The organism is Nocardioides sp. SRI_004 (genome assembly GCF_057586415.1).
In genome coordinates, this window is the sequence record NZ_JBYCZV010000015.1 from 80311 (window position 1) to 104420 (window position 24110).

General features: G+C 72.2%; 23 protein-coding genes. 13 read left to right on the forward strand and 10 right to left on the reverse strand.

Features of this window, described 5'->3' with window-relative positions:
- Positions 1-89: 89 nt before the first annotated feature.
- Positions 90-1622 carry a PucR family transcriptional regulator gene (locus AC2YHB_RS19525; protein ID WP_179649001.1) on the reverse strand — a complete coding sequence of 511 codons (1533 nt, stop codon included), beginning with the start codon at positions 1620-1622 and terminating at the stop codon, positions 90-92.
- 158 nt (positions 1623-1780) lie between these two features.
- On the opposite strand from AC2YHB_RS19525, the gene AC2YHB_RS19530 reads away from it, so the two are divergent.
- From AC2YHB_RS19530 to AC2YHB_RS19575, 10 genes are all read left to right on the forward strand, one after another.
- Entirely contained in the window at positions 1781-2506 is a 726-nt protein-coding gene (locus tag AC2YHB_RS19530) for an aspartate/glutamate racemase family protein (protein WP_179649002.1), read from the forward strand.
- Between the two features lie 36 nt (positions 2507-2542).
- Positions 2543-4075, forward strand: a complete 1533-nt coding sequence (locus AC2YHB_RS19535) for an NCS1 family nucleobase:cation symporter-1 (RefSeq protein WP_487354499.1) — start codon at positions 2543-2545, stop codon at positions 4073-4075.
- A 140-nt stretch (positions 4076-4215) separates the two neighbouring features.
- Entirely contained in the window at positions 4216-5052 is an 837-nt protein-coding gene (locus AC2YHB_RS19540) for a hydroxypyruvate isomerase family protein (RefSeq protein WP_179649004.1), read from the forward strand.
- A 25-nt stretch (positions 5053-5077) separates the two neighbouring features.
- On the forward strand, positions 5078-5974 hold the full coding sequence (locus tag AC2YHB_RS19545; protein ID WP_179649005.1) for a 2-hydroxy-3-oxopropionate reductase: 897 nt from the start codon (positions 5078-5080) through the stop codon (positions 5972-5974).
- Between the two features lies 1 nt (position 5975).
- Positions 5976-7751: a glyoxylate carboligase gene (gcl, locus tag AC2YHB_RS19550; protein ID WP_487354500.1), complete on the forward strand. Its 1776-nt coding sequence runs from the start codon at positions 5976-5978 to the stop codon at positions 7749-7751.
- Positions 7752-7762: 11 nt separating this feature from the next.
- Positions 7763-8911: a glycerate kinase gene (locus AC2YHB_RS19555; RefSeq protein ID WP_487354501.1), complete on the forward strand. Its 1149-nt coding sequence runs from the start codon at positions 7763-7765 to the stop codon at positions 8909-8911.
- Positions 8908-9777: a fumarylacetoacetate hydrolase family protein gene (locus tag AC2YHB_RS19560; RefSeq protein ID WP_487354502.1), complete on the forward strand. Its 870-nt coding sequence runs from the start codon at positions 8908-8910 to the stop codon at positions 9775-9777. The genes AC2YHB_RS19555 and AC2YHB_RS19560 overlap by 4 nt, the downstream gene beginning before the upstream one ends.
- A 69-nt stretch (positions 9778-9846) precedes the next feature.
- Entirely contained in the window at positions 9847-11190 is a 1344-nt protein-coding gene (gene allB / locus AC2YHB_RS19565) for an allantoinase AllB (RefSeq protein ID WP_242530459.1), read from the forward strand.
- Positions 11191-11192: 2 nt separating this feature from the next.
- Entirely contained in the window at positions 11193-12029 is an 837-nt protein-coding gene (locus AC2YHB_RS19570; protein ID WP_179649009.1) for a bifunctional allantoicase/(S)-ureidoglycine aminohydrolase, read from the forward strand.
- A 24-nt stretch (positions 12030-12053) separates the two neighbouring features.
- Positions 12054-12797, forward strand: coding sequence for an SDR family oxidoreductase (locus tag AC2YHB_RS19575; protein WP_179649010.1), 744 nt, complete (start codon positions 12054-12056; stop codon positions 12795-12797).
- Here AC2YHB_RS19575 and AC2YHB_RS19580 read toward each other — a convergent pair.
- Positions 12739-13758, reverse strand: coding sequence for a phosphatase PAP2 family protein (locus AC2YHB_RS19580; protein WP_179649011.1), 1020 nt, complete (start codon positions 13756-13758; stop codon positions 12739-12741). The genes AC2YHB_RS19575 and AC2YHB_RS19580 overlap by 59 nt on opposite strands.
- Before the next feature lie 149 nt (positions 13759-13907).
- On the opposite strand from AC2YHB_RS19580, the gene AC2YHB_RS19585 reads away from it, so the two are divergent.
- Complete coding sequence (locus AC2YHB_RS19585) at positions 13908-14177, forward strand: hypothetical protein (RefSeq protein WP_179649012.1); 270 nt, start codon at positions 13908-13910, stop codon at positions 14175-14177.
- Between the two features lie 4 nt (positions 14178-14181).
- Positions 14182-14898, forward strand: a complete 717-nt coding sequence (locus tag AC2YHB_RS19590) for a hypothetical protein (RefSeq protein ID WP_179649013.1) — start codon at positions 14182-14184, stop codon at positions 14896-14898.
- Here AC2YHB_RS19590 and AC2YHB_RS19595 read toward each other — a convergent pair.
- The 6 genes from AC2YHB_RS19595 to AC2YHB_RS19620 form a co-directional block, all read right to left on the reverse strand.
- Entirely contained in the window at positions 14885-16126 is a 1242-nt protein-coding gene (locus tag AC2YHB_RS19595; RefSeq protein ID WP_179649014.1) for an HNH endonuclease signature motif containing protein, read from the reverse strand. The genes AC2YHB_RS19590 and AC2YHB_RS19595 overlap by 14 nt on opposite strands.
- A gap of 360 nt (positions 16127-16486) precedes the next feature.
- Positions 16487-17911: a pyruvate kinase gene (pyk, locus tag AC2YHB_RS19600; RefSeq protein ID WP_308645552.1), complete on the reverse strand. Its 1425-nt coding sequence runs from the start codon at positions 17909-17911 to the stop codon at positions 16487-16489.
- Between the two features lie 38 nt (positions 17912-17949).
- On the reverse strand, positions 17950-19137 hold the full coding sequence (locus tag AC2YHB_RS19605; protein ID WP_179649016.1) for a GAF domain-containing sensor histidine kinase: 1188 nt from the start codon (positions 19135-19137) through the stop codon (positions 17950-17952).
- A 4-nt stretch (positions 19138-19141) separates the two neighbouring features.
- Entirely contained in the window at positions 19142-20320 is a 1179-nt protein-coding gene (locus tag AC2YHB_RS19610; protein WP_179649017.1) for an MFS transporter, read from the reverse strand.
- Positions 20317-21048 (reverse strand): prolyl oligopeptidase family serine peptidase, encoded by a 732-nt coding sequence (locus tag AC2YHB_RS19615; RefSeq protein WP_179652227.1) that lies wholly within the window; start codon positions 21046-21048, stop codon positions 20317-20319. The genes AC2YHB_RS19610 and AC2YHB_RS19615 overlap by 4 nt, the downstream gene beginning before the upstream one ends.
- A 112-nt stretch (positions 21049-21160) precedes the next feature.
- Entirely contained in the window at positions 21161-21841 is a 681-nt protein-coding gene (locus tag AC2YHB_RS19620; RefSeq protein ID WP_179649018.1) for a type 1 glutamine amidotransferase family protein, read from the reverse strand.
- 112 nt (positions 21842-21953) lie between these two features.
- On the opposite strand from AC2YHB_RS19620, the gene AC2YHB_RS19625 reads away from it, so the two are divergent.
- Positions 21954-22583, forward strand: coding sequence for a GTP pyrophosphokinase (locus AC2YHB_RS19625; RefSeq protein WP_179649019.1), 630 nt, complete (start codon positions 21954-21956; stop codon positions 22581-22583).
- 2 nt (positions 22584-22585) lie between these two features.
- Here the strand turns inward: AC2YHB_RS19625 and AC2YHB_RS19630 are convergent, their stop codons facing one another.
- Positions 22586-23218, reverse strand: coding sequence for a CoA transferase subunit B (locus tag AC2YHB_RS19630; RefSeq protein ID WP_179649020.1), 633 nt, complete (start codon positions 23216-23218; stop codon positions 22586-22588).
- Position 23219: 1 nt separating this feature from the next.
- Complete coding sequence (locus AC2YHB_RS19635; protein WP_036549897.1) at positions 23220-23984, reverse strand: CoA transferase subunit A; 765 nt, start codon at positions 23982-23984, stop codon at positions 23220-23222.
- Positions 23985-24110 lie beyond the last annotated feature (126 nt).

Consider the following 24110-nt stretch of genomic DNA (forward strand, 5'->3'; position numbering starts at 1 on the left):
GCATCACTCCGGAAGGTGGCACCGGGGCACCCGCCGATCCTCCGAAGATGGGACCGTCCGTCCCGATCGCCTTGTGCGATCCTCCAAGGTCAGAGCGACTTCAGCGCCAGGAAGACGTCGACCCGGTCCTCCAACGTCGACAGGTCGCGACCGGTCAGCTCCTCGACCCGGGCGATCCGGTAGCGCACCGTGTTCACGTGGAGGTGGAGCGACTCCGCCGTCCGGGTCCACGAGCCCGAGCACGCCAGGAACTCCGCGAGCGTCGCCACCAGCTCGCCCCCGCCGCGCTGGTCGTGGTCGAGCACCTGGCCCAGCACCCGCTGCGCGTAGGTGCGGCGTACGTCGTCGGGGACCGTGGCGAGGAGGAGCACGTGCGAGGTGACCTCCTCGGAGCCGACCAGGGCGACCGCACCGCCCCCGGAGCGCGCGACGCGGTGCGCGAAGCGGGCCTCCTCGAGCGCGCCGGCCAGCGCCTCGAGACCGCTCTCGCCGCTGAGCCCGACCGACAGCGAGCCGCGGTGGAGGCCCGGCGCCAGCCGCGTGAGCGAGCGGCGCAGCTGCTCGGTCAGGCCGGGGCCGGCGGGCAGGAAGGCGACCACGCTGCCGTCGCGCGCAGACGCCACCACCGAGGCGCCGACGCCGAGGGCGACGTCCTCCAGCACGGCGGCGGCCACCTCGGCGGACCCGCCGCCCGCGAGCTCGGCGACGGCGAGAACGAGGGGACGGTCGGGGTGGAGGCCGGTCTGGCGCAGGCGCGTCGCGAGCTCGGTGGGCGTCGCGCCGGCCTCCACCTGCGCCAGGGTCTCGGCCGCCAGCGGTCGCAGCACCCGCAGCCCCTCGTCGCGTCGCGACCGGTCCAGCGCGGCGATCGCGCCGAGCTCGTGGATCGCGTCGAGGTCGTCCTGCGGCCAGGTGCGGTGGTCGCCCTCGACCACCAGGGCCCAGCCGGTGAGCCGGTCGGCGAGCCCCGATCCAACGGAGAGCAGGGAGTACGTCGTACCGGCTGACTCGGCGACGGCCGGCAGCAGGTCGGCGGTGAGGAAGCAGCGGGTCAGGGCGTCGACGGTGGCTGCCTCCAGCTCGCCGGGACCGGGCACGACGTGGCGGCCGCTGGCGGTCAGCACGCGGCACGGGTGGCCGACCTCGGCCGAGACGCGGGCGGCCAGCTCGTCGAGGCTGCGGCCGGACGCGATGGCCGAGAGCAGCTGCCGCTGGCGGACCAGGCTGGCCGACAGGCGTGCGCTCGCACCGGCTGCGCCCGCGGCGGCGACGTGCTCGGTGATGTCGGCGAAGGGGACGTCGACCGGCACCTCGACCAGGGCCAGGTCGTGGCGCCGGCAGGCCTCGACGAGGTCGTCGGGGATGCCGCCGAGCAGCGCGGCTCCGGCCAGCAGGCTGGCCGCGCCGCGGGACGCGATCGAGGCCACGAAGGTCTCGCTGTCCTCCGGGCCGCGTCGCCACACCAGGCCGGTCAGCACGAGCTCGCCCCCGGTCAGGAAGCGCCCCGGCTCGAGCAGGTCGATGGTGATCGTGCGCCCGACCGGCCGCTCCAGCGAGCCGGGTGGCGCGTGCAGCACCCGCAGCCCGAGGCCGGGTGTCTCCAGCAGCTCCGCCAGCAGCACCGCTCCACCCCCTCGCCGGCCTGGTTCTTGGAGGAAGGTACAACGCGCGACGCCTTCCGCGGCAGGTCTCTTGACACTTCTGTGTGACCCGGACCACACTTCCTGTAGTCGGAAACCGACTTCCACGATACGGAATCAATCACCGGAAAGGGCCCGCGATGCCGACGATCCTCGTGGTCAACGTCAACACCACCGCGACGATGACGGACGCGATCGCCGCCTCCGCCCGTGCGGCGGCGCGTCCCGGCACCGAGATCGTCGCGCTCACCCCGCGCGTCGGCCCCGCGTCCTGCGAGGGCAACTTCGAGAGCTACTTCGCGGCGCTGGCCGTGATGAACGAGGTCGTCGCGTACGACGGCCCGTACGACGCCGTGGTCCAGGCCGGCTTCGGAGAGCACGGCCGCGAGGGCCTGCAGGAGCTCCTCGACGTACCGGTCGTCGACATCACCGAGGCGGCCGGCCACGTGGCCTCGCTGCTCGGTCACAAGTACTCCGTGGTCACCACCCTCGACCGCGCCGTCCCCCTGATCGAGGACCGGCTCATGCTCGCCGGCCTCGACCGGAGGTGCGCCTCCGTGCGATCCAGCGGCCTCTCCGTCCTCGAGCTCGACGAGGACCCGGAGCGGGCCGTGAAGGCGATCGTCGCGGAGGCCCAGCTGGCCGTCCAGGACGACAAGGCCGAGGTCATCTGCCTCGGCTGCGGCGGCATGGCCGGCCTCGACGAGGCGGTGCGCGCCGCCACCGGGGTCCCGGTGGTCGACGGCGTCGCCGCAGCCGTCCAGCTCGCCGAGAGCCTGATCGCCCTCGGCCTGCGCACCAGCAAGGTCCGCACCTACGCCCCACCGCGCCCGAAGCCGCTGACCGGCTGGCCCCTGAAGCCCTGATCCTCCCGAGATCCGGCACCCCACCCGAGGAGAGACATGAACCACGACGCCACCGACCACCCGGCCGGCGAGAGTGTCATCAAGCGGGACTACCACCCGCGCCTGACCAACGAGGACCTCGCCCCGCTGAAGAAGCAGACCTGGGGCTCCTACAACATCTTCGCCTTCTGGATGTCCGACGTGCACAGCGTCGGCGGCTACGTCACGATGGGCGCCCTGTTCGCGATCGGGCTGACGGCCTGGCAGGTCTTCGTCTGCCTGATCGTCGGCATCGTGATCGTCCAGTTCTTCTGCAACCTGGTCGCGAAGCCGAGCCAGATCGCGGGCGTTCCCTATCCCGTGACCTGCCGAGCGTCCTTCGGCGTGCTCGGGGCGAACATCCCGGCCATCATCCGCGGCCTGATCGCCGTCGCCTGGTACGGCGTCCAGACCTTCCTCGCCGCGCAGTCGCTCAACATCGTCTTCCTCAAGCTGTGGCCCGGGTTCGCGCGGCCGCTGACGGAGCACGAGTTCCTCGGCCTGTCCCTGCTGGGCTATCTCAGCTACGCGATCCTCTGGGTGCTGCAGGCGCTGCTGTTCTGGCGCGGCATGGAGATGATCAAGCGCTTCGTCGACTTCGCCGGCCCGGCCGTCTACGCCGTGATGCTCGTGATGTGCGTCTACATGCTGTTCAAGGTCGACTTCGACATCGACCTGAACCTGTCCGAGGCGCACCTCAGCGGCTGGGCCCTGGTGTGGGCGATGTTCGGCGCGGTCGCCGCGGTGGTGTCGTACTTCTCCGGCCCGATGCTCAACTTCGGTGACTTCTCCCGCTACGCCAGCTCGTTCGAGAAGGTGAAGCGCGGCAACTTCCTCGGCCTGCCGATCAACTTCATCGTCTTCTCGCTGCTGACCGTGCTCACCGCCGCCGCCACCGTCCCGCTGTACGGCGAGCTGATCACCGACCCGATCGTCACGGTCGAGAAGCTCGACAACACCTTCGCGATCGTCCTCGGCGGCGCCACCTTCGTGATCGCCACCATCGGCATCAACATCGTGGCGAACTTCATCAGCCCGGCGTTCGACTTCTCCCACGTCAGCCCGCAGCGGATCAGCTGGCGGATGGGCGGCATGATCGCGGCGGTCGGCTCGGTGATCCTGACCCCCTGGAACTGGTACAACAACGACGAGGCGATCTTCTGGACCCTCGGCATCCTCGGCGCCCTGATCGGCCCGCTGTTCGGCATCCTGATCGCCGACTACTACCAGGTCCGCAACCAGAGGATCACCGTCGACGAGCTGTTCACCATGGAGGAGGACGGCGAGTACTGGTACACCCGGGGCACCAACTTCGCCGCCGTCTACGCGCTGCTCATCGCCGGTGCCTTCTCGCTCGGCTCGGTGGTCGTGCCGAAGCTCTGGGGCCTCATGGGCGACGGGTCGTCGCCGATCGACTGGATCACCAACTACAGCTGGTTCATCGGCTGCGGCATCGGCTTCACGGCGTACTACTTCATCGCTCGGGCGATGGACGTCGCCGGCGCCTCCCGGTGCAACGAGGAGAGGGCGCCCGTGCCGGCGGCACGCTGATCCGCCCTGCTGCCCCGCCCTCGCCGGACTCCCGGCGGGGGCGGGGTTCTTTTCGTCCTGCGGGGGTTGACGTGATCGCGATCACGTCCGTAACATTCCGTGTATCAGAAAATAGATTCCGCATTACGGAAGGACGAGAGATGACGCACCAGCTCCGGTACGAGGTGAACTGCTCGATCCTGTTCACCGAGCTGCCCCTCCTCGAGCGCCCCGCGGCCGTCAAGGCGGCCGGCTTCGACGCCGTCGAGTTCTGGTGGCCGTTCGCCGAGGCCGTGCCGGCCGACAAGGACGTCGACGCCTTCGTCGCGGCCGTCCGGGACGCCGGCGTCCAGCTCGTCGGCCTCAACTTCTTCGCCGGCGACATGCCCGCCGGTGACCGCGGCCTCGTGTCCTGGCCGGCCCGGTCGGCCGAGTTCCGCGACAACGTCGACGTCACCGTCGGCATCGGCGAGCGGCTCGGCTGCACCGCCTTCAACGCGCTCTACGGCAACCGGCTCGAGGGCGTCGCCCCGGAGGCGCAGGACGAGCTGGGTGCGGAGAGCCTCGCCCTGGCCGCCCGAGCCGCCGCCCGGATCGGCGGCACCGTCCTGGTCGAGCCGGTGAGTGGCGCCGAGCGCTACCCGCTGCTGACTGCGGCCGACGCCCTGGCCGTGATCGCCCGGGCCGTCGTCGCGGGAGCCGGCGAGGAGAACATCGGCCTCCTGGCCGACCTCTACCACCTGGCCGTCAACGGCGACGACGTCGACGCGGTGATCGCCCAGCACGCCGCCCGGGTCGCCCACGTGCAGATCGCCGACGCCCCCGGCCGCAACGAGCCCGGCACCGGCAGCCTCCCGCTCGAGCGCCAGCTCGCCGCCCTCGAGGCCGTCGGGTACGACGGCTGGGTCGGCCTCGAGTACAAGCCCGCCACGACGTCCGCCGACAGCTTCGCGTGGCTCCCGCGCGAGCGCCGCGCCGCCACCGCCACCACCCGCTGACCACCTCAGGAGAGGACCTCTTCCCATGAGCAAGATCGCCTTCATCGGCCTCGGCATCATGGGCAGCCCGATGGCTGTCCACCTCGCCAACGCCGGCCACTCGGTCGCCGGCTACAACCGCACCCCGGACAAGGCTCAGCCGCTCGTCGAGGCGGGCGGCCGCGCCGCCGACTCGATCGCCGACGCCGTCCAGGGCGCCGACGTCGTCTGCGTGATGGTGCCGGACTCCCCGGACGTCGAGGCCGTCCTCGCCGGTGAGGGCGGTGTCTTCGAGAGCGCCGCTCCCGGTGCGCTGGTCATCGACTTCTCCAGCATCCGTCCCGATGTCACCGCCGCGCTCGCCGAGCAGGCGGCGGCCAAGGGCTTCCGCCTCCTCGACGCCCCCGTCTCGGGCGGTGAGGCCGGCGCCCGCAACGCCGCGCTGTCGATCATGGTCGGCGGGTCGGCCGACGACTTCGAGGCTGCCCGCGAGGTCTTCGACGTGGTCGGCAAGACCGTCGTCCACGTCGGCCCGAGTGGTGCCGGCCAGACCGTGAAGGCCGCCAACCAGCTCATCGTCGCCGCCAACATCCAGGCGCTCGCCGAGGCCGTCGTCTTCCTCGAGGCCTACGGCGTCGACACGAAGGCCGCCCTCGAGGTCCTGGGCGGCGGCCTCGCCGGCTCGGCCGTGCTCAACCAGAAGAAGGAGAACATGCTGACCCGCTCCTTCCAGCCGGGCTTCCGCATCGAGCTCCACCACAAGGACCTCGGCATCGTCACCGCCGCCGCCCGCGAGGCGGGCGTCGTCGCTCCGCTCGGCGCGCTGGTCGCCCAGCTGATGGCGAGCGCGAGGGCCAACGGCGACGGCGGCCTGGACCACTCCGGCCTGCTGCGGGGCGTCGAGCGCCTCAGCGGCCGCACCTCCGAGAACGGGGAGAACTGACATGGCACGCATGCGCGCGGTCGACGCCGCCGTCCTGATCCTGGAGAAGGAGGGCGCCACGCAGCTCTTCGGACTGCCGGGTGCCGCGATCAACCCCTTCTACAGCGCGATGCGCAAGCACGGCGGGCTCAAGCACGTGCTCGCCCGCCACGTCGAGGCGGCCTCGCACATGGCCGAGGGCTATACGCGGGCGAAGGCCGGCAACATCGGTGTCTGCATCGGTACGTCGGGCCCGGCCGGCACCGACATGGTCACCGGTCTCTACTCGGCGTCCGCCGACTCGATCCCGATCCTGTGCATCACCGGCCAGGCGCCGGTCGCGAAGCTGCACAAGGAGGACTTCCAGGCGGTCGACATCGCCTCCATCGCCCGGCCGCTGACCAAGATGGCGGTCACCGTGATGGAGCCCGCCCAGGTCCCGGGCACCTTCCAGAAGGCCTTCCAGCTGATGCGCGAGGGCCGCCCCGGCCCGGTCCTGATCGACCTGCCGATCGACGTCCAGCAGACCGAGATCGAGTTCGACATCGACACCTACGAGCCGCTGCCGGTCTCGAGGCCGGCCGCCAGCCGGGCGCAGGCGGAGAAGGCGCTCGACCTGCTCGCCGCGTCCGAGCGGCCGCTGATCGTCGCCGGTGGTGGCATCGTCAACGCCGACGCCGCCGACCTGCTCGTCGAGCTCGCCGACGTCACGGGCGTCCCCGTCGTGCCGACCCTGATGGGCTGGGGCACCATCCCGGACGACCACCCGCTCAACGCCGGCATGGTCGGCCTGCAGACGTCGCACCGCTACGGCAACGCCACCATGCTCGCGAGCGACTTCGTCCTGGGCATCGGCAACCGGTGGGCCAACCGCCACACCGGGTCCGTCGAGACGTACACGAAGGGCCGCACCTTCGTGCACATCGACATCGAGCCGACCCAGATCGGCCGTGTCTTCGCGCCCGACTACAGCATCGTGTCCGACGCGAAGGCCGCGCTCGAGGTGCTCGTCGAGGTCGCCCGCGAGCGCGCCGCGGCCGGCTCGATGGCGGACCGTTCCGACTGGGCCGAGGACTGCGCCGAGCGCAAGCGCACGCTGCAGCGCAAGACGCACTTCGACGACATCCCGATCAAGCCGCAGCGCGTGTACGAGGAGATGAACCGCGCGTTCGGTGCCGGCACCCGCTACGTCACGACCATCGGGCTCTCGCAGATCCAGGCGGCCCAGCTGCTGCACGTCTACAAGCCGCGGCACTGGATCAACGCCGGCCAGGCCGGCCCGCTGGGCTGGACCCTGCCCGCCGCGCTGGGCGTCGCGACCGCCGACCCCGAGGGCCAGGTCGTCGCGCTGTCGGGCGACTACGACTTCCAGTTCCTCGTCGAGGAGCTGGCGGTGGGTGCCCAGTTCAACATCCCCTACATCCACGTCGTCGTGAACAACTCCTATCTCGGCCTGATCCGCCAGGCCCAGCGCGGGTTCGAGATGGACTACTGCGTGCAGCTGTCCTTCGACAACGTCAACAGCCCCGAGGTCAACGGCTACGGCGTCGACCACCTCAAGGTGGCCGAGGGCTTGGGGTGCAAGGCGCTGCGGGTCACCGACCCGGCCGACCTCGGCGCGGCCTTCGAGAAGGCCAAGGCGCTGATGGCGGAGTACCGCGTCCCCGTCCTGGTCGAGGTGATCCTCGAGCGCGTCACCAACGTGTCGATGGGCCTGGAGATCGACGGCGTCGTCGAGTTCGAGGACCTCGCCGAGCGCGGCGAGCACGCCCCGACCGCGCTGGTCCCGCTGGACTGAGCGGAGTCCCCGTGCAGCCGCGCGTGCTGGTCGCCTCCGACAAGTTCAAGGGATCGCTCACCGCCGCCGAGGTCGCGGCGGCGGTGGGCGCGGGTGTACGACGCGTCCTCCCCGACGCCGTCGTCGACGCGGCCCCGGTCGCCGACGGCGGCGACGGGACCCTCGCCGCGGCGGAGGCCGCGGGCTTCGCGCTGGTGCCCGTCACCGTCACCGGTCCGACGGGCGAGCCGGTCCGCACGTCGTACGCCCGCCGCGGCGACCTCGCGGTCGTCGAGCTGGCCGACGCCGCCGGCCTGGTGCGCCTGCCCGGCGACCCGGACCCGTTGCGGGCCTCCAGCCGCGGCGCCGGCGAGGCGCTGGCCGCCGCGGTCGACGCGGGCTGCCGCGAGGTCGTGCTCGGCATCGGCGGCAGCGCGAGCACGGACGGCGGGGCCGGCCTGCTGCGCGGACTCGGCGCGCGGCTGCTCGATGCGGATGGTGCGGACGTCGCCGACGGCGGCGGGTCCCTCCACGAGGTGGCGCGGGTCGAGCTCGACGACGTGCGCCGCCGGATCGCCGGCGTGGTCGTCACCGTGGCCTGCGACGTCGACAACCCGCTCACCGGTCCCCGCGGCGCCGCCGCGGTCTACGGGCCGCAGAAGGGCGCCACCCCCGACGACGTACGACGCCTCGACGCCTCTCTCGGCCACTGGGCCGACCTGCTGGCGACTGCCACCGGGGCCGACGTCCGCGACCACCCGGGTGCCGGCGCGGCCGGCGGCGTCGGCTTCGCGGCGCTCGCGGTGCTCGGCGCCGAGCTGCGCTCCGGGATCGAGCTCGTGCTCGACCTGGTGGGCTTCGAGAACCTGCTCACCGGGGCCGACCTCGTCGTCACCGGCGAGGGCGCCCTGGACGAGCAGACCCTGCACGGCAAGGCGCCCGCGGGTGTCGCGGCCGCGGCCGGGCGGGCCGGCGTGCCCGTGGTCGCCGTCTGCGGGGTCAACCGGCTCGACCCGGCCCGGATGCGCGCGGCGGGCATCGAGGCGGCCTACGCGCTCGCGAACATCGAGCCCGACCTGCAGCGCTGCCTGACCGACGGCATCCCCCTGCTCCACCAGCTCGGCGAGCGCATCGCCGCCGAGCACCTCGTCCCGGCCCTCCGGACCAAGGAGAACGCATGAAGCTGCTCCGAGTGGGCCCGCCCGGCCGTGAGCGGCCCGCGGGCCTCGACGCCGACGGCGTGCTGCGTGACCTGTCGCCGGTCGTGCCCGAGATCGACGGCGACCTGCTCGGCGACCCGGTGCGGCTGCGCGTCGTACGGGAGGCGCTGGCGGCGGGCGTGCTGCCGCTGGTCCCGGACGGGACCCGGATCGGGCCCCCCGTCGCGCGGCCCGGCAAGGTCATCGGCATCGGGCTCAACTACGAGGACCACGCGGAGGAGGCCGGGGCGCAGATCCCCGACGAGCCGGTGGTCTTCCTCAAGCCGTCGACCTCCGTCTCCGGTCCGTACGACCCGGTCGAGCTGCCGCCCGGCTCGACGACGAGCGACCACGAGGTCGAGCTCGGCGTCGTGGTCGGCCGGCGGCTGACCCGGTGCGCCTCCGTCGAGGAGGCCCTTGCCGCGGTCGGTGGCTACCTGACCGCCGACGACCTCAGCGAGCGCTCGCGGATCGCGGCCGGCCCGACCTGGGCGAAGGGCAAGTGTGCGGACACGTTCACGCCGATCGGTCCCTGGCTGGTGACCCCCGACGAGGTCGCGGACCCGCAGGCGCTCAGCCTGGAGCTGTGGGTCGACGGCGAGCGCCGGCAGTGCGGCTCGACCGCCCGGATGGCCCACGGCGTGGGCGCCCTGCTCGCCTACGTGAGCACCCTGATGACCCTCGAGCCCGGCGACCTGCTGCTGACGGGCACGCCCGGCGGCGTCGCCGCCGGACGGCCCGAGCCGCGGCCCTTCCTCCGGGAGGGGCAGGTCGTGGAGGCTGAGGTCCAGGGCCTGGGGCGCCAGCGCACGCCGGTCGTGGAACCAGCCTTGACCGGCGCGCAATGACCGGCGTAACTTTTCTCACAACAGAAATGGCTTTCCATGATGCGGAATGACGAGTCCGGAGGTGAGGACGTGGGTCGCGACCTGGACCTGGTGATCCGCGCGCAGCGGGTGGTGGCCCGGCACGGTGAGGTCGCACGCTGCATCGGCGTGCGCGACGGCAAGATCGTCGCGATCGAGCCGATCACCTCCGACCTGGACGCGCCCGAGGTGCTCGAGCTCGGCCCCGACGAGGTGCTCATGCCCGGCGTCGTCGACTCGCACGTGCACGTCAACGACCCCGGCCGCACCGAGTGGGAGGGCTTCTCGTCCGCCACCCGGGCCGCGGCCGCCGGCGGCGTCACGACGATCGTCGACATGCCGCTCAACAGCATCCCGCCGACCTGCGACGTACCGGCCCTGGAGCTGAAGCGGAAGACCGCGGAGAGCCAGGCCTTCGTCGACGTCGGTTTCTGGGGCGGCGCGATCCCGGGCAACGTTCCGGAGCTGCGCGCGCTGCACGACGCCGGTGTCTTCGGCTTCAAGTGCTTCCTGTTGCACTCGGGCGTCGACGAGTTCCCGCACCTCGACCCCGAGCAGCTCGAGGAGGCGATGCGCGAGATCCAGTCCTTCGATGGGCTGATGATCGTGCACGCCGAGGACACGCACGCCATCGAGCGCGCGCCCGACCCGCACGGCGAGACCTACGAGGACTTCCTGCACAGCCGCCCGCGCGGCGCCGAGAACCTCGCCGTCGCACAGGTCATCGAGCTCGCGCGCTGGACCGGCTGCCGGGTCCACATCCTCCACGTCTCCAGCTCCGACGTGCTCGCGATGCTCGCCTCGGCCCGCCGCGACGGCGTGAAGATCACCGCCGAGACCTGCCCGCACTACCTGACCTTCTCGGCCGAGGAGATCCCCGACGGCGCGACGCAGTACAAGTGCTGCCCGCCGATCCGCGAGGCCGCCAACCGCGAGCTGCTGTGGCAGGGCCTGCGCGACGGCGTCATCGACCTCGTCGTCTCCGACCACTCGCCGTCGACGCCCGACCTGAAGTGCTTCGACACCGGCGACTTCGGTGTCGCGTGGGGTGGCATCTCCTCCCTCCAGCTCGGCCTCTCCGCCGTGTGGACCGAGGCGCGCCGCCGCGGCTTCACCCTCGTCGACATCGCCCGGTGGATGTCCCAGGCGCCGGCCGTCCAGGCCGGGCTGCGCGGCAAGGGCCGCATCGACCTCGGGTACGACGCCGACTTCTGCGTCTTCGCCCCCGACGACGCCTTCGTGGTCGACGTCGCCAAGCTGCACCACAAGAACGCAGTCACGCCGTACCACGGCCGGCCGCTCGCGGGCGTCGTCCGCTCGACGTGGCTGCGTGGCGAGAGGATCGACATCGACGCCGCCCCGAAGGGCCGGCTGCTGACCCGAGGAGGAGCCTGATCGTGACCGACCAGCCCCGCTACTACGCACCGACCGGCGGCCACCCGGACCAGCGTGAGCTGACCACCGACCGCGCCGTCTTCACCGAGGCCTACGCCGTCCTCCCGCGCGGGACGATGCGCGACATCGTCACCAGCAACCTGCCCTTCTGGGAGGGCACCCGGCTGTGGGTGATCGCCCGGCCGCTGTCCGGCTTCGCGGAGACCTTCTCGCAGTACATCGTCGAGGTCTCGCCCGGCGGCGGCAGCGACAGGCCGGAGCTCGACCCGGGCGCCGAGGGCGTGCTCTTCGTCGTCGAGGGTGCGCTGACGCTGGCGATCGAGGGCGAGAAGCACGAGCTCGCGCCCGGCGGCTACGCCTTCCTGCCGCCCGGCTCGGCGTGGACGCTGCACAACACCAGCGACCAGGTCGCCCGCTTCCACTGGATCCGCAAGGCCTACCAGCGCGTCGACGGCATCGACGTGCCCGAGGCGTTCGTGACCAACGAGGTCGACGTACCCGGGGGCGAGATGCCGGGCACCAACGGCGCCTGGCGCACGCAGCGCTTCGTCGACCCGGGCGACGTGCGCCACGACATGCACGTCAACATCGTCAGCTTCGAGCCCGGCGGCGCGATCCCGTTCCCGGAGACGCACGTCATGGAGCACGGCCTCTACGTGCTCGAGGGCAAGGCCGTCTACCTGCTCAACAAGGACTGGGTGGAGGTGCAGGAGGGTGACTTCATGTGGCTGCGCGCCTTCTGCCCGCAGGCCTGCTACGCGGGCGGCCCGGGACGCTTCCGCTACCTGCTCTACAAGGACGTCAACCGCCACGCGGTGCTCTCGCGCCAGTTCGTCTGACGGTCGACCGGGGGTGCTCGTCTGATGCCGGTCGCCGTCGTCACCGGGGCCGGCTCCGGCCTGGGCCGGGTGATCGCCGTCGCCCTCGGCGAGGCCGGGTACGACGTTGCGCTGCTCGGCCGCACCCGCGACTCGCTCGAGGGCACGGCGTCCGCGCTGGGGTCGGGCGGGTCGGCGCTGGTGCTGCCCACCGACGTCGCCGACACCGCCCAGGTCGACGCCGCCTTCGCGGCGGTCGTCGAGGCCTGGGGGCGCGTGGACCTACTGGTCAACAACGCCGGCACCTTCGGGCCGTCGGGGGACGTCGACGAGCTCGCCGTCGAGGACTTCGCGGCGACCCTGGCGGTCAACGTCACCGGCTCCTTCCTCTGCGCCCGGGCCGCCTTCGCGCAGATGAAGCGGCAACAGCCTCGCGGTGGGCGGATCATCAACAACGGCTCGATCTCCGCGCACGTGCCGCGCCCCGGCAGTGCGGCGTACACGACCTCGAAGCACGCGATCACCGGGCTGACGAAGGCCCTCGCGCTCGACGGCCGCGCCCACGACATCGCGGCCGGGCAGGTCGACATCGGCAACGCCGCCACGGAGATGACGGCCGGCATCGCGGTCGGTGCCCGTCAGGCCGACGGGTCCGTGCGCGCGGAGCCGACCTTCGACCCGCAGCACGTGGCCGACGCGGTGGTCGCGATGGCACGGCTGCCGCTCGGGGTCAGCGTGCCGGCGATGACGATCCTTGCGACGGGGATGCCGTACGCGGGTCGGGGCTGAGCTCCTCCCCGTCGGCCAGGGCCGTCTTGCGCCGTCGGTCCCACAGCGCCCAGCCGACGACCACGACCGCGACGAGGAGCCCGCCGGCGATCTCGTCGACGACATAGTGCTCGGCGTAGTAGACGAGCGAGAACAGCATGCTCGCGGGGTAGAGCAGCACGGTCCAGCGCCACGGGCTGCGGAAGTGGCTGACCACCCACCACGCGATGAAGATCGCGAGCGCGGAGTGCAGCGAGGGCATCGCCGCGACCTGGTTGCCGATGGACGAGAGGTCCTGCTGCGCGGTCGTCGCGTGGGTCGCCGTCGTGGAGCGGGTCGAGGCGGTGAGGTCGAACCAGCCGCGCCCGGTGATCCGGGCGACGTCGCTGGTGAGGTACCCGTCGCGCGCGGCCATCCACGGCGGCGCCATCGGGTAGAGGATGTAGCCGGCGACCGAGAGCAGCATGATCGCCAGGTAGCGCCGCATGTAGCCGGTCCACGCCGTGCGGTTGCGCTTCCACAGCACGGCGCCGATGGCGAGCGCCGCGAAGAAGTGGGAGTAGTAGACGGTGGTCAGCACGACGTCGTACCAGGCGGGGGCCATGGACTGCCGGCACGGGACGCCGCAGAGGTGCTCCTGGAGGAACTCCGTCGGCAGGGTCCCGCCGAAGAGCCACCGGTCGGCATCGATCGGCCACTGGTAGCTGACGCTGAGGATGCCGAGGTTGTCCGAGACGCCGCGGCTGTAGAGGTAGAGGAGCAGTACGGCGAAGGGCGGCCACCAGTCCCGCAGGAACACCAGGTGCTCGCGCACCGGCCGCCGCACGTCCCACGCCACCGTCGCCAGCCACAGGATGATCACGACCTGGTAGCCCTGCCGGGGCAGCCCGCGGGTCTCCAGCCAGGTCGCCAACCCGGCCACGAAGAGCAGGGCTCCAGCGATGCGGGCGGCATCGATCCGCGCCAGGGCGGGCTGAACCACCGCCGCTTCCGCGTCGCCGCCTGTCATCCGGACCTCCCGCAGGGGAGGGTATCGGGCGCCGCCGACAGGTTGCGAGAGGGTTTGCCAGTTCGAGCTCGGGTTCGGCTGTTTCCCGGCCGGTCAGGAGTGCTCCGTCGTACCGTCACGGCATGCGGTACTCGACCGAGGTCGAGAAGGTCTGCTTCGTCGTCACCCTCACGCTGTCCGGCGCGGCGCTCTTCGTCGTGCTCCTGCAGGTGGGCGGTGACGGGCCGACCTGGTGGTACCTCGTGCCCTTCGCGATCCCCGCCGTCGTCGCCGTGGTCGTCGCGAGCCGGAACCGCCACCTGGCGACGTCGATCCTGGTCGGGGCACTGATCGGCGCGGGTGCGGTGCTCGTCGGCATGTTCGCGCTCCTCGCGATGATGATGACCAGCTAGGCCAATGGAGGACGGCAATCGGCCGAGCGTGGGGTCGCAGTGGTGGATCGGGCTGGACTCCTGGGTCCTGCAGGACGGCAACTACACCGACTTCGTGGTCGGCCAGCGTCGACAGTTCGCACTCGAGTTCGGCTACCGGCGGGGTGCTCGCCTCACGGTGACCGAGGCCCGTCAACGGGCCTGCGTGCACACCGGGCAGAGCATGACCTACGCCGTAACGGGCGAGCTCGTCCGTGCGCCGCGGGAGCGTGAGCTCAACGCGTTCGTCCTCGACTTCGGCCTGCGCGCGTACGACGAGTGGATGGTCCTCGATGACCTGGAGCCGCCGCCGCCGGGTTCGTGGCTCCAGGGGGAGATCTCCCTCCATGTCGACCACTTCACCTACATGGATGTCCTTGCCCGGGTGCCAGGCATGCCTCCTCTCATCCACGCATGGCGCATCGATGACATCCAGGTCGACACCTCGCCTGTCATCTGGATCGACGCGTCCCATCCGGACTACGTCGGGCCCGACGAAGGCCCGTCGCCGATGCGTGACCCTGATCGGGAGAGCTGGCGCTCTGTGCGCCGCACCCGCACGTGGGAGCACGGCGGAGGGTACCGGCTCCTCTGCACCTTGCTCGACGAGACGCCGGTCTCGACGATGTCCGCATCCGGGACGCGCTCGCGCTACGGACCGTTGCGAGGAAGACGGCTCCGACTGCCCTCTAGGCGGCGGTGACCTTGCGTGTTCCGGTCTGGTCGACCAGGTAGTGGGCCCCGTGTGGGTCTCGCCAGATGACGATCCCGGGGAAGGGTTGTCGGACTTGCCAGCCGGCGTGGGTCTTGATCCGGTGGTGGGTGCGGGTGAGGGGGCCCAGGTTGTCGGTCGACGTCGGTCCGCCCTCGGCGTAGGGGATCTGGTGGTCGAGGTCGACGTTCTTCGTCGTGTTGGCGGCGAAGGGGAACGTGTCGCCGGGGTGGATCAGGTGCACCGCTTCGCGGAGCCGGTGCGGGATCTCGTAGGCGTCGACGGCGGCGCCCTGGTTGAGATTGATGACCGGCTGGACCTTGACCTGGCTAGCGAAGTGGGCGACCAGGTGGCGGACGTACTCGATCGTCAGGGGGCCGTGGCCCTCCATCCGGGCGATGGCCGAGTCGGGGGTGCAGTGCAGCCGGATCAGGACCTTCGGCTTCACCGGCCCGACCGAGAGATCGACGTGGGCCTCAGGGTTGGTCAGCAGTGCGAACGCCGCCAGGCGTCGTTCGGTCTTGGTGGCGTCGGGCATCTGGTCCTTCAGCCCGTCGGCGGTGGCGTCGATGCCGGCCTCGGAGCCGAGGATCACGGCGGCGTGGTTGCGGATGGTCATCGTCATGATGCCGTGCTTGTCGACGCGGGAGCGGCGGATGAAGGTGTCCTTCGCTGCCGCTTCCTCCTTCGCCTTCGCGAGCTCGGGGGAGGCTGCGGCGACCTTGCCCTCGACCACGGCCTCGAACCGGGCCCAGGCCAGGCGGCCGTCGGCGATCTCGACGACCTCGGCGTCGACCCAGGCGGCCTCGTCCGCGGTGAGTTCGCGGGTGGCGTCGGCGACATGCCGGGCGTGGGTGGAGCGCACCTGGCCGGCTTTCACGCCGGCCCAGAGCTTCGGGAGCCGGTGAACGAGGTCGACGGCGTCGGCGATCAGCCGTTTCGCGCCGTACGGGCTGGTCTGGATCCGGGCGCCGAAGGTTGCGGCGGCGTGCTCGGTGATCCGCGGCGTACCGGCTGCGCCGGCGGGCTTGGCCCGCTCCCGACCACGCTTGTCAGCAGGAGGAAGCGCGTCCGGTGAGTGCAGGACGGCCCACTGGTAGGCCGCTTCCAGGATGTCGCGTTCGGCGTCGAGCCGGACTGCGTGGCGCTGCTCGGCGAAGGACAGCACCGCATCGGCGGACATGTCCGCGAGCTGGTGGCGTCGGTCCCGAGTGGCCATACGTGTATTGGATCACGGGGTGCCGACACAACCAGCCGGCCCGGAACCCGCCTGTGAACAACCACGCTCCCACCGGGCCTTGTGGACGACAACTGGCGCAAGGAGTGACTCGACGAGGCCGCCGGACCGCACCCGACAACCGAACCCAGCTACCTGCCCGCCGTCCTCGTCGCTGCGCTTGAAGACCCGACCGCCGACCAACCGCAGGGCACAGCAGGTGCACCAGAGCAGGGGGTCTCGTGACGGTCGCTGCGCGACCTCCTCGACCACCGGGTCGCTGCGCGACCTCCTCGACCACCGATCGCGCCCCCAGTGACGACAACCCCTCCCGGGCTCGCGTGAAGCCGAGGGAGCGGCCTGTCAGTCGACGTCGACCGCGTCGCCCAGCCGGTGCACCTTCAACGTGTTCGTCGACCCCGGGGTGCCGGGCGGCGTACCGGCGATGATCACGACGAGGTCGCCGCGCTCGACGGCGCCGCTCGCGATCAGCGCCCGGTCCACCTGGCGGATCATCTCGTCGGTGTGGTCGGCGTGCTCGACGACGTGGGTCTGCACGCCCCAGGTCAGGCCGAGCTGGTCGCGGACCAGCGGGATCGGCGTGAAGGCGAGGACCGGCACCGGGGAGCGGTGGCGGGCCAGGCGGCGGGCGGTGTCGCCAGAGGTGGTGAAGGCGACCAGGCAGCGGGCGCCGAGGCGATCGGCGACCTCGACGGCGGCCTTGGCGATGACGCCTCCGTTGGTGCGCGGCTGCCAGTCGATCGGCGCCATCCGGTCGAGTCCGTTGTCCTCGGTGGACTCGATGATCCGCGCCATCGTGCGCACGGCCTCGACGGGCCAGGCGCCGACGCTGGTCTCGCCGGACAGCATCACGGCGTCGGCGCCGTCGAGGACGGCGTTGGCGACGTCGGAGGCCTCGGCGCGGGTCGGGCTGGGCGCGGAGATCATCGACTCGAGCATCTGGGTCGCGACGATGACCGGCTTGCTGTCGCGGCGGGCGGCGTCGATGACCTGCTTCTGCAGGAAGGGCACGTCCTCGAGCGGGCACTCCACGCCGAGGTCGCCGCGGGCGACCATGAAGGCGTCGAAGGCGTCGATGACCTCGGCGAGGTTGGCGACGGCCTGGGGCTTCTCGATCTTGGCGACGACGGGCCGGTGGATGCCCTCCTCGCGCATGATCGCGCGCACCTCCTCGGCGTCGGCGGCGTCGCGGACGAACGACAGCGCGACCAGGTCGACGCCGAGGTGCAGCGCGAAGCGGAGGTCCTCGCGGTCCTTCTCCGACAGCGCCGGCACGGACACGGCGACGCCCGGGAGGTTGAGGCCCTTGTTGTCGCTGACCGGACCGGGGACGACGACGCGGGTGTGCACCTCGGGCCCGTCGACGGAGGTGACCTCGAGGACCACCCGGCCGTCGTCGACCAGCACGCGGTCGCCGGCGGCGACGTCGCCCGGCAGGCCGTCGTACGTCGTCGAGCAGCGTCGCGCGTCGCCGGGCACGTCCGCGGTGGTGATCGTGAAGTCGGCGCCCGCCTCGAGCCGGACCGGGCCGCCGGGGACCTTGCCGAGCCGGATCTTGGGGCCCTGGAGGTCGGCGAGGATCGCGATGCCGCGCCCGGCCCGCTCGGCCGCCTCGCGCACGAGCTGGAAGGTCTTCGCGTGGTCGCCCTGGCTGCCGTGGCTCATGTTGAGCCGGGCCACGTCCATGCCGGCCTCGACGAGCTCGGCGATCACGTCCGGCGTGGACGTGGCGGGTCCCAGGGTCGCGACGATCTTTGCTCTGCGCACGGGGCAACCGTAGCAAAGCATTCCGGAATGTGGAAGAACTATTCCTTATCGTGAATGTCTGGCAGTACCAGCCACACCACGGCGCCGCCCGTCGGGGCGTCGTCCACCCCGATCCGACCGCCGTGCGCCTCCACCGCGCGGCGTGCGGTGGCGAGGCCGATCCCCGAGCCCTGCACCGACCGGTCCCCGCGGGCGTGGAGCGCGAAGACCTGGTCGCGGTCGGCCGGCGGGATGCCCCGCCCGTTGTCGGTGACGGTGACCCGCCACCCGTCGCCGTCCCGTGTCGCGGCGACCTGCACCTCCGGCGTCCGGTCGGGCGGGGTGAACTTCACCGCGTTGGCGACGAGGTTCTGCAGCACGGTGTAGAGCAGGGTCGGGTCGCCCACGACCTCGGGGAGCGGGGCGCGCGCGATCCGCGCGGATCGCTGGGCGAGGACCGGGCCGAGGTCGTCGAGGACGTGGTCGAGCACCTCGTCGAGCGGTACGACGCTGCGCTCGATCTCGGACCCGACCCGGGCGTAGCCGAGGATCGTGTCGATCAGCCCGGCCATCCGGCGACCGGCGTCGTACGTCGCGGTCACCAGTTCGCTCACGGCCGGATCGGCGACCACCGCCGGCTCGGACGCCAGGAGCTCGGTGTTGGCGAGGATCGCGGTCAGCGGCGAGCGCAGGTCGTGGCTCACCTGGCCCGCGAAGAGGGTCAGCAGCTCGTTGGAGCGGGAGAGCTCGGCCTGGGACAGCTCCAGCTGGCGGCTGCGCAACCGGAGCTCGAGGACGTCGACCACGCGCTGCGCCACCACCTCGAGGACGGCGGCGCGCTCGGCCGCCAGCTCGTGCGGCTCGGTGTCGAACACGCAGAGCCGGCCGATCGTCGTCCCCTCGGGCGTCACGAGGGGAGCCGAGGCGTAGAACCTGACGGTGTCGATCTCGCCGGACACGAAGGGGTTCTCGGCGAAGCGCGGGTCGACGCTGGCGTCGGGCGCCACGACGGGGGCGGGGTCGTCGAGGACCACGGCGCACATCGAGTCCTCGCGCGAGCAGACCGACGGGTCGATCCCGGCCGCGGCGACCTGGTGCTGGTGGTCGCGGGTGATCAGGTTGATCGCGGCGTTCGGCACGCCGCACACGAGGGCCGCCAGCTCGGCGAGGGCCTGCAGGTCGCGACCGCCGGGCTCCTCGAGGACCCGGTAGCGGGCGATCGCCTGGTCGGCAGAGGGAGTCACCACGAGGTCAGCGTAGGTGCGACGGGTCGGGGCGCAGCTGGAACGCGCGCAGCAGCGCGGCCGCCAGGGCCAGGCCGGTGAGGACGAGCAGCGGGGCGGTCGTGCCCACGCCGGCCCGCAGCGCCTCGAGCAGGACCGGCAGCCCGAACCCGAGATAGGTGCAGACGTAGTAGATGCCGACCGTGACACCCCGGTGCTCCGGCGGGGTGAGGCGCTCGACGTCGACCAGGCCGGCGCGCAGGCAGAGCCCGTACGCCGACCCGAGCACCACCGACGTGACGACGAAGAGCGCCACGCCCGGGTGGGCGTCGACGCGCGCCGCGACCGCGAAGCCGGCGGCCGCGAGGAGCGCCCCGACGACGCCCGCCCGCGGACCCCAGCCCGCGCGGCGGGCGGCGACCTGGACGGCGACACCGGTCCCCAGCGCCAGGGCGGAGGCGAGCCCGGGGACCAGCGGTCCGCTGAGGTCGCCGCCGAGCCGGCCGGCGAGGACGACAACCGGGACCGTGACCGCCGAGAACACCCACAGGGCCATCGGCACCGAGCGCACCAGCGCGCGGCCGATGCTCCGCTCGACGGTCGCGGGCGCCCCTGCCGCCGGGGTGGGGGCAGGGGCGTGCGTCGGTGGAGCGGCCGGCGTCGTACGGACGACGGCGAGGAGGACGGATCCCACCGACAGGCCGATGGCGACCGCGAACGGTGCCCTGACCGCGGCGCCGGACGGGACCGCCTCCGCGACGATGCCGGACACGAGCGGGCCGCAGGCGAAGCCGGCGGTGAGGGTGGCGCCGGCGACGGTCGTGCCGCGCGCGCCGCCGAGGTCGGCCGCCCAGGCCGTGCCGCCGCTGATCGCGAGGCCGACGCCCACGCCGACGACGAGCCGTCCCGTGTAGACGCCGGCCGCCGGGTGCCAGGCGAGCATGAGCGCGTTGCCCGCGGCCGCGACGACGCTGCCGGTGAGCACCACCGACCGGCGGCCGATCCGGTCCGACAGGGCACCGCCACCGAGCAGGCCCGGCAGCAGGCCCAGCGCGTAGACGCCGAAGGCGCCCGCGAGCACCGTCGCCGAGAGGTGCTCGGTCTCGCGCAGCACCGGGATGACCGCCGCGAAGTGGTTGGTCGCCCATCCGGCGACGAGGAGGACGACGAGGACGACCCGCAGCTCCCGGCCCTTCGGCCGGTTCATCCGATCGTGTCGAGGATCGCGAGCTGTCGCGTCCACGCCTGCGAGCCCGGGTCGATCACCGTGAAGTGGTCGCCGTCGACCTCGACCAGCGTCGCCTCCGCCCCGGCCGCGGTCGCCCGCTCGACGTAGTCCACCGACTGGCTGAACGGCACGTTGGCGTCGGCCCGGGCGTGCACGCACCAGACGGGTACGTCGAGGGGGAGCTGTTGCGCCGGGTCGAACCGCGCATCGGCGCTGGTCGCCGGGTGGCCCAGGAGCCGCGCGACCGCGCCGCCGCCGAGGCCGTCGCGGTCGGCCGCGCGCAGGTCGAGCACGCCCGCCTGGCTGACCACGTGCGTCACCGGGACCTGCTCCGCCCAGCCGTGCCGGCCGCGGGCGGCGGCCCAGGTCGCGAGGTGCCCGCCGGCGCTGTGGCCGAGGGTGACGACCGTGGAGGTGTCGACGTCGAGGCGGGCGAGGTGGTCGATGCCGGTGGCGACGTCGTCGAAGGTGCGCGGCGCGCCGCCGCCCCCGCCGGGACCGGTGCCGACGCGGCGGTACTCCAGGTTCCAGGCCGCCCAGCCGGCTGCTGCCAGCGCCTCGGCGAGCGGGAGGCCGAGCGAGTCGGCGTCGTACTCGCTCTTCCAGAAGCCGCCGTGGACCACGACCACGACGCCGCGGGGCGTGCCGTCGGGGAGGAGCAGGTCGCCGTACTGGCTGGGGTCCTCGCCGTAGGTGTGTCGACTCATCCTCGTTCTCCGCTCCGTCTCCTTGGCTTCGTCGTGGCCACCGCACGCTGCCGCCGCGGCGCCGAGGGCGGCGAGGCCGGGCAGGCCCAGCACGGTCCGGCGGCGCACGGCCTCAGCGCACCAGCACGCCGTCGCCGCTCGGCGTCACCGCCAGCGCCTGGCCGGCGCCGTGCACCGCCACCGCGCCGTCGCTGACGACGACCGCGGTGTGCTCGTCGACCGCCCGCGCCTCGGGCACCAGCCCGGCGGCCACCGCCGCGACCGCGCGCGGCAGCGTGCCCCACTGGGCGGCGTGCACGTCGACGGCGAACGGCACCCGGCCCAGGCCCGGGACGACGGTGACCTCGTCGAGGTCCTCACCGGCGTCCTCGCCGCAGACCGGCCGGCCGCCGAGACGCCAGCCGCCGACGATCGCCCGCTCGGCCGCGATCGCCGCGCCCGCGGAGAAGCCGGCGTAGGGCAGGCCGGCCAGCAGCTCGCGCTGGGGGACCACGAGCTCGGCGTAGAGCGGGGTCAGCCCGCCGGCGACGAAGACGCCGGCCACGCCGTCGAGGTCCGCGGCCTGCAGCGGCCGGCCCGGGGAGAGCACCACGTCGCGGACCGAGGCCGCGTCCGCCAGCAGCCCGCGCCAGCGCGGGAGGTCGACGCCCTCGCCGTCGTCGACGACGACGCTCGCGACCTCGCCGCCGCCACGACCGGACACGGCGGTCGTGAACGGCGCGAGCAGGCGGCGTACCTGCTCCTCGTCGCGGCCCCCGCCGATCAGCACCGTCAGCATGCTCGCCTCACCCATGGCCGCGACCCTAGTCCCCTCGTCCGACGTCAACCGGAGACCCGGCACACTGGTGGGGCCGACCCCTCCGTACCCCGCACGACACCGCCGGCCGAGACCCGCCAGGAGCACGATGAGCACCGTGAGCCCGTTGCCCGAGGAGGCGCGCGCGCAGGAGATCGGGCAGTTCCTGCTGAACTACAAGTTCGGCCTCGACGAGATGCTGACCAAGATCAACATCCTGCGCGAGGAGCTGGCGTTCCGCGGCACGGGCAACCCGATCGAGCACGTCAGCTCGCGGCTCAAGTCGATCGAGAGCCTCCGCGCCAAGGCCGAGCGGATCGGCTGCCCGCTCGAGCTCGACGCCATCGCCGAGCAGATCACCGACATCGCCGGGGTCCGCATCGTGTGCGCGTTCATCGCCGACGCCTACCAGGTCCTCGACATGCTCACGACCCAGCCGGACGTCACCGTCCGGGTGATCAAGGACTACGTCGCGCGCCCGAAGCCCAACGGCTACCGCAGCCTGCACGCGATCGTCGAGATCCCGGTCTTCCTGTCCGACGACGTACGACGGGTGCCGATCGAGCTGCAGATCCGCACCGTCGCCATGGACTTCTGGGCGAGCGTCGAGCACAAGATCTACTACAAGTACGCCAAGGACGTCCCCGGCGAGCTGGTCGCCGAGCTCGCCGCCGCGGCCCGGGTCGCGCACGACCTGGACCAGCGGATGGGCGAGCTCCACCGCACCGTGCACGGCTGACGTCAGCCCGCCAGCACCTCGGGCTCGGTCTTCTCCCGCACCTCGTCGAGGGTCACGTCCGGTGCGAGCTCGACGAGGCGCAGCCCTTCCGGCGTGACGTCGAGGACGCACAGGTCGGTGATGATCCGCTGGACGACCCCCCGGCCCGTGAACGGGAGCGAGCACTCGCCGACGATCTTGTAGGAGCCGTCGCGCGCGACGTGCTCCATCAGCACGACGACCTTCTTCGCGCCGTGCACGAGGTCCATCGCGCCGCCCATGCCCTTGACCATCTTGCCGGGGATCATCCAGTTGGCGATGTCGCCGCCGGCGGAGACCTGCATCGCGCCCAGGATGGCGGCGTCGATCTTGCCGGAGCGGATCATCCCGAAGCTGGTCGCGGAGTCGAAGAAGCTCGCGCCCTTGCGGACGGTGACCGTCTCCTTGCCTGCGTTGATCAGGTCGGGGTCGACCTGGTCCTCGGTCGGGTAGGCGCCCGTGCCGAGGATGCCGTTCTCGCTCTGCAGCACCAGCTCGACGTCGTCGGGGACGTAGTTGGGTACCAGCGTCGGCAGGCCGATGCCGAGGTTGACGTAGTCGCCGTCGGAGAGCTCCGCCGCGGCGCGCGCCGCCATCTGCTCACGATCCCACGCCATGTCAGCGCACCGTCCTCTTCTCGATCCTCTTGTCTGCTGCCTGCTCCGGCGTGAGCGGTACGACGCGGTCGACGTACACGCCGGGGAGGTGGACGTCGTCCGGGGCGATCTCGCCGGGCTCGACGAGCTCCTCCACCTCCGCGACCGTGATCCGGCCGGCCATCGCCGCCGGGGGGTTGAAGTTGCGCGCGGAGGCCTTGAAGACGAGGTTGCCGTGCCGGTCGCCCTTCCAGGCGCGGACCAGGCCGAAGTCGGAGACGATCGCCTCCTCGAGCACGAACTCCTGCTCGCCGTCGCGGGTCTCGAAGGTCATCACCGGCTTCTGGGGCGAGGTCTTGACGACATTGCCCGCGTCGTCGTACTTCCACGGCAGGCCGCCCTCGGCGACCTGGGTGCCGACACCGGTGCGGGTGTAGAAGGCCGCGATGCCGGAGCCGCCGGCGCGCATCCGCTCGGCGAGCGTGCCCTGCGGGGTGAGCTCGACCTCGAGCTCACCGGAGAGGTACTGCCGTGCGAACTCCTTGTTCTCCCCGACGTACGACGCCACGACGCGCCGCAGCCGGCCGGCGGACAGCAGCAGGCCGAGCCCCCAGTCGTCGACGCCGGCGTTGTTGGAGACCACCTCGAGGTCGGTCGTGCCGGCCTCGAGCAGGGCGTTGATGAGCACGGAGGGGATGCCGCACAGTCCGAAGCCGCCGACGGTGAGGGTGGCGCCGTTCGGGATGTCCGCCACGGCCTCCGCGGCCGAGGAGAAGACCTTGTCCATGCCCCGACGGTCCTCCAGCCGCGCTGGTGCGGTCAACAGGTGAGCGCGATTCTCCGCCTGATTGCTCAGCGTCCGGGCAGTAATGTCAGCGGACGTCCATTGAGTGGACGCAGCGCTAGAGTGGCT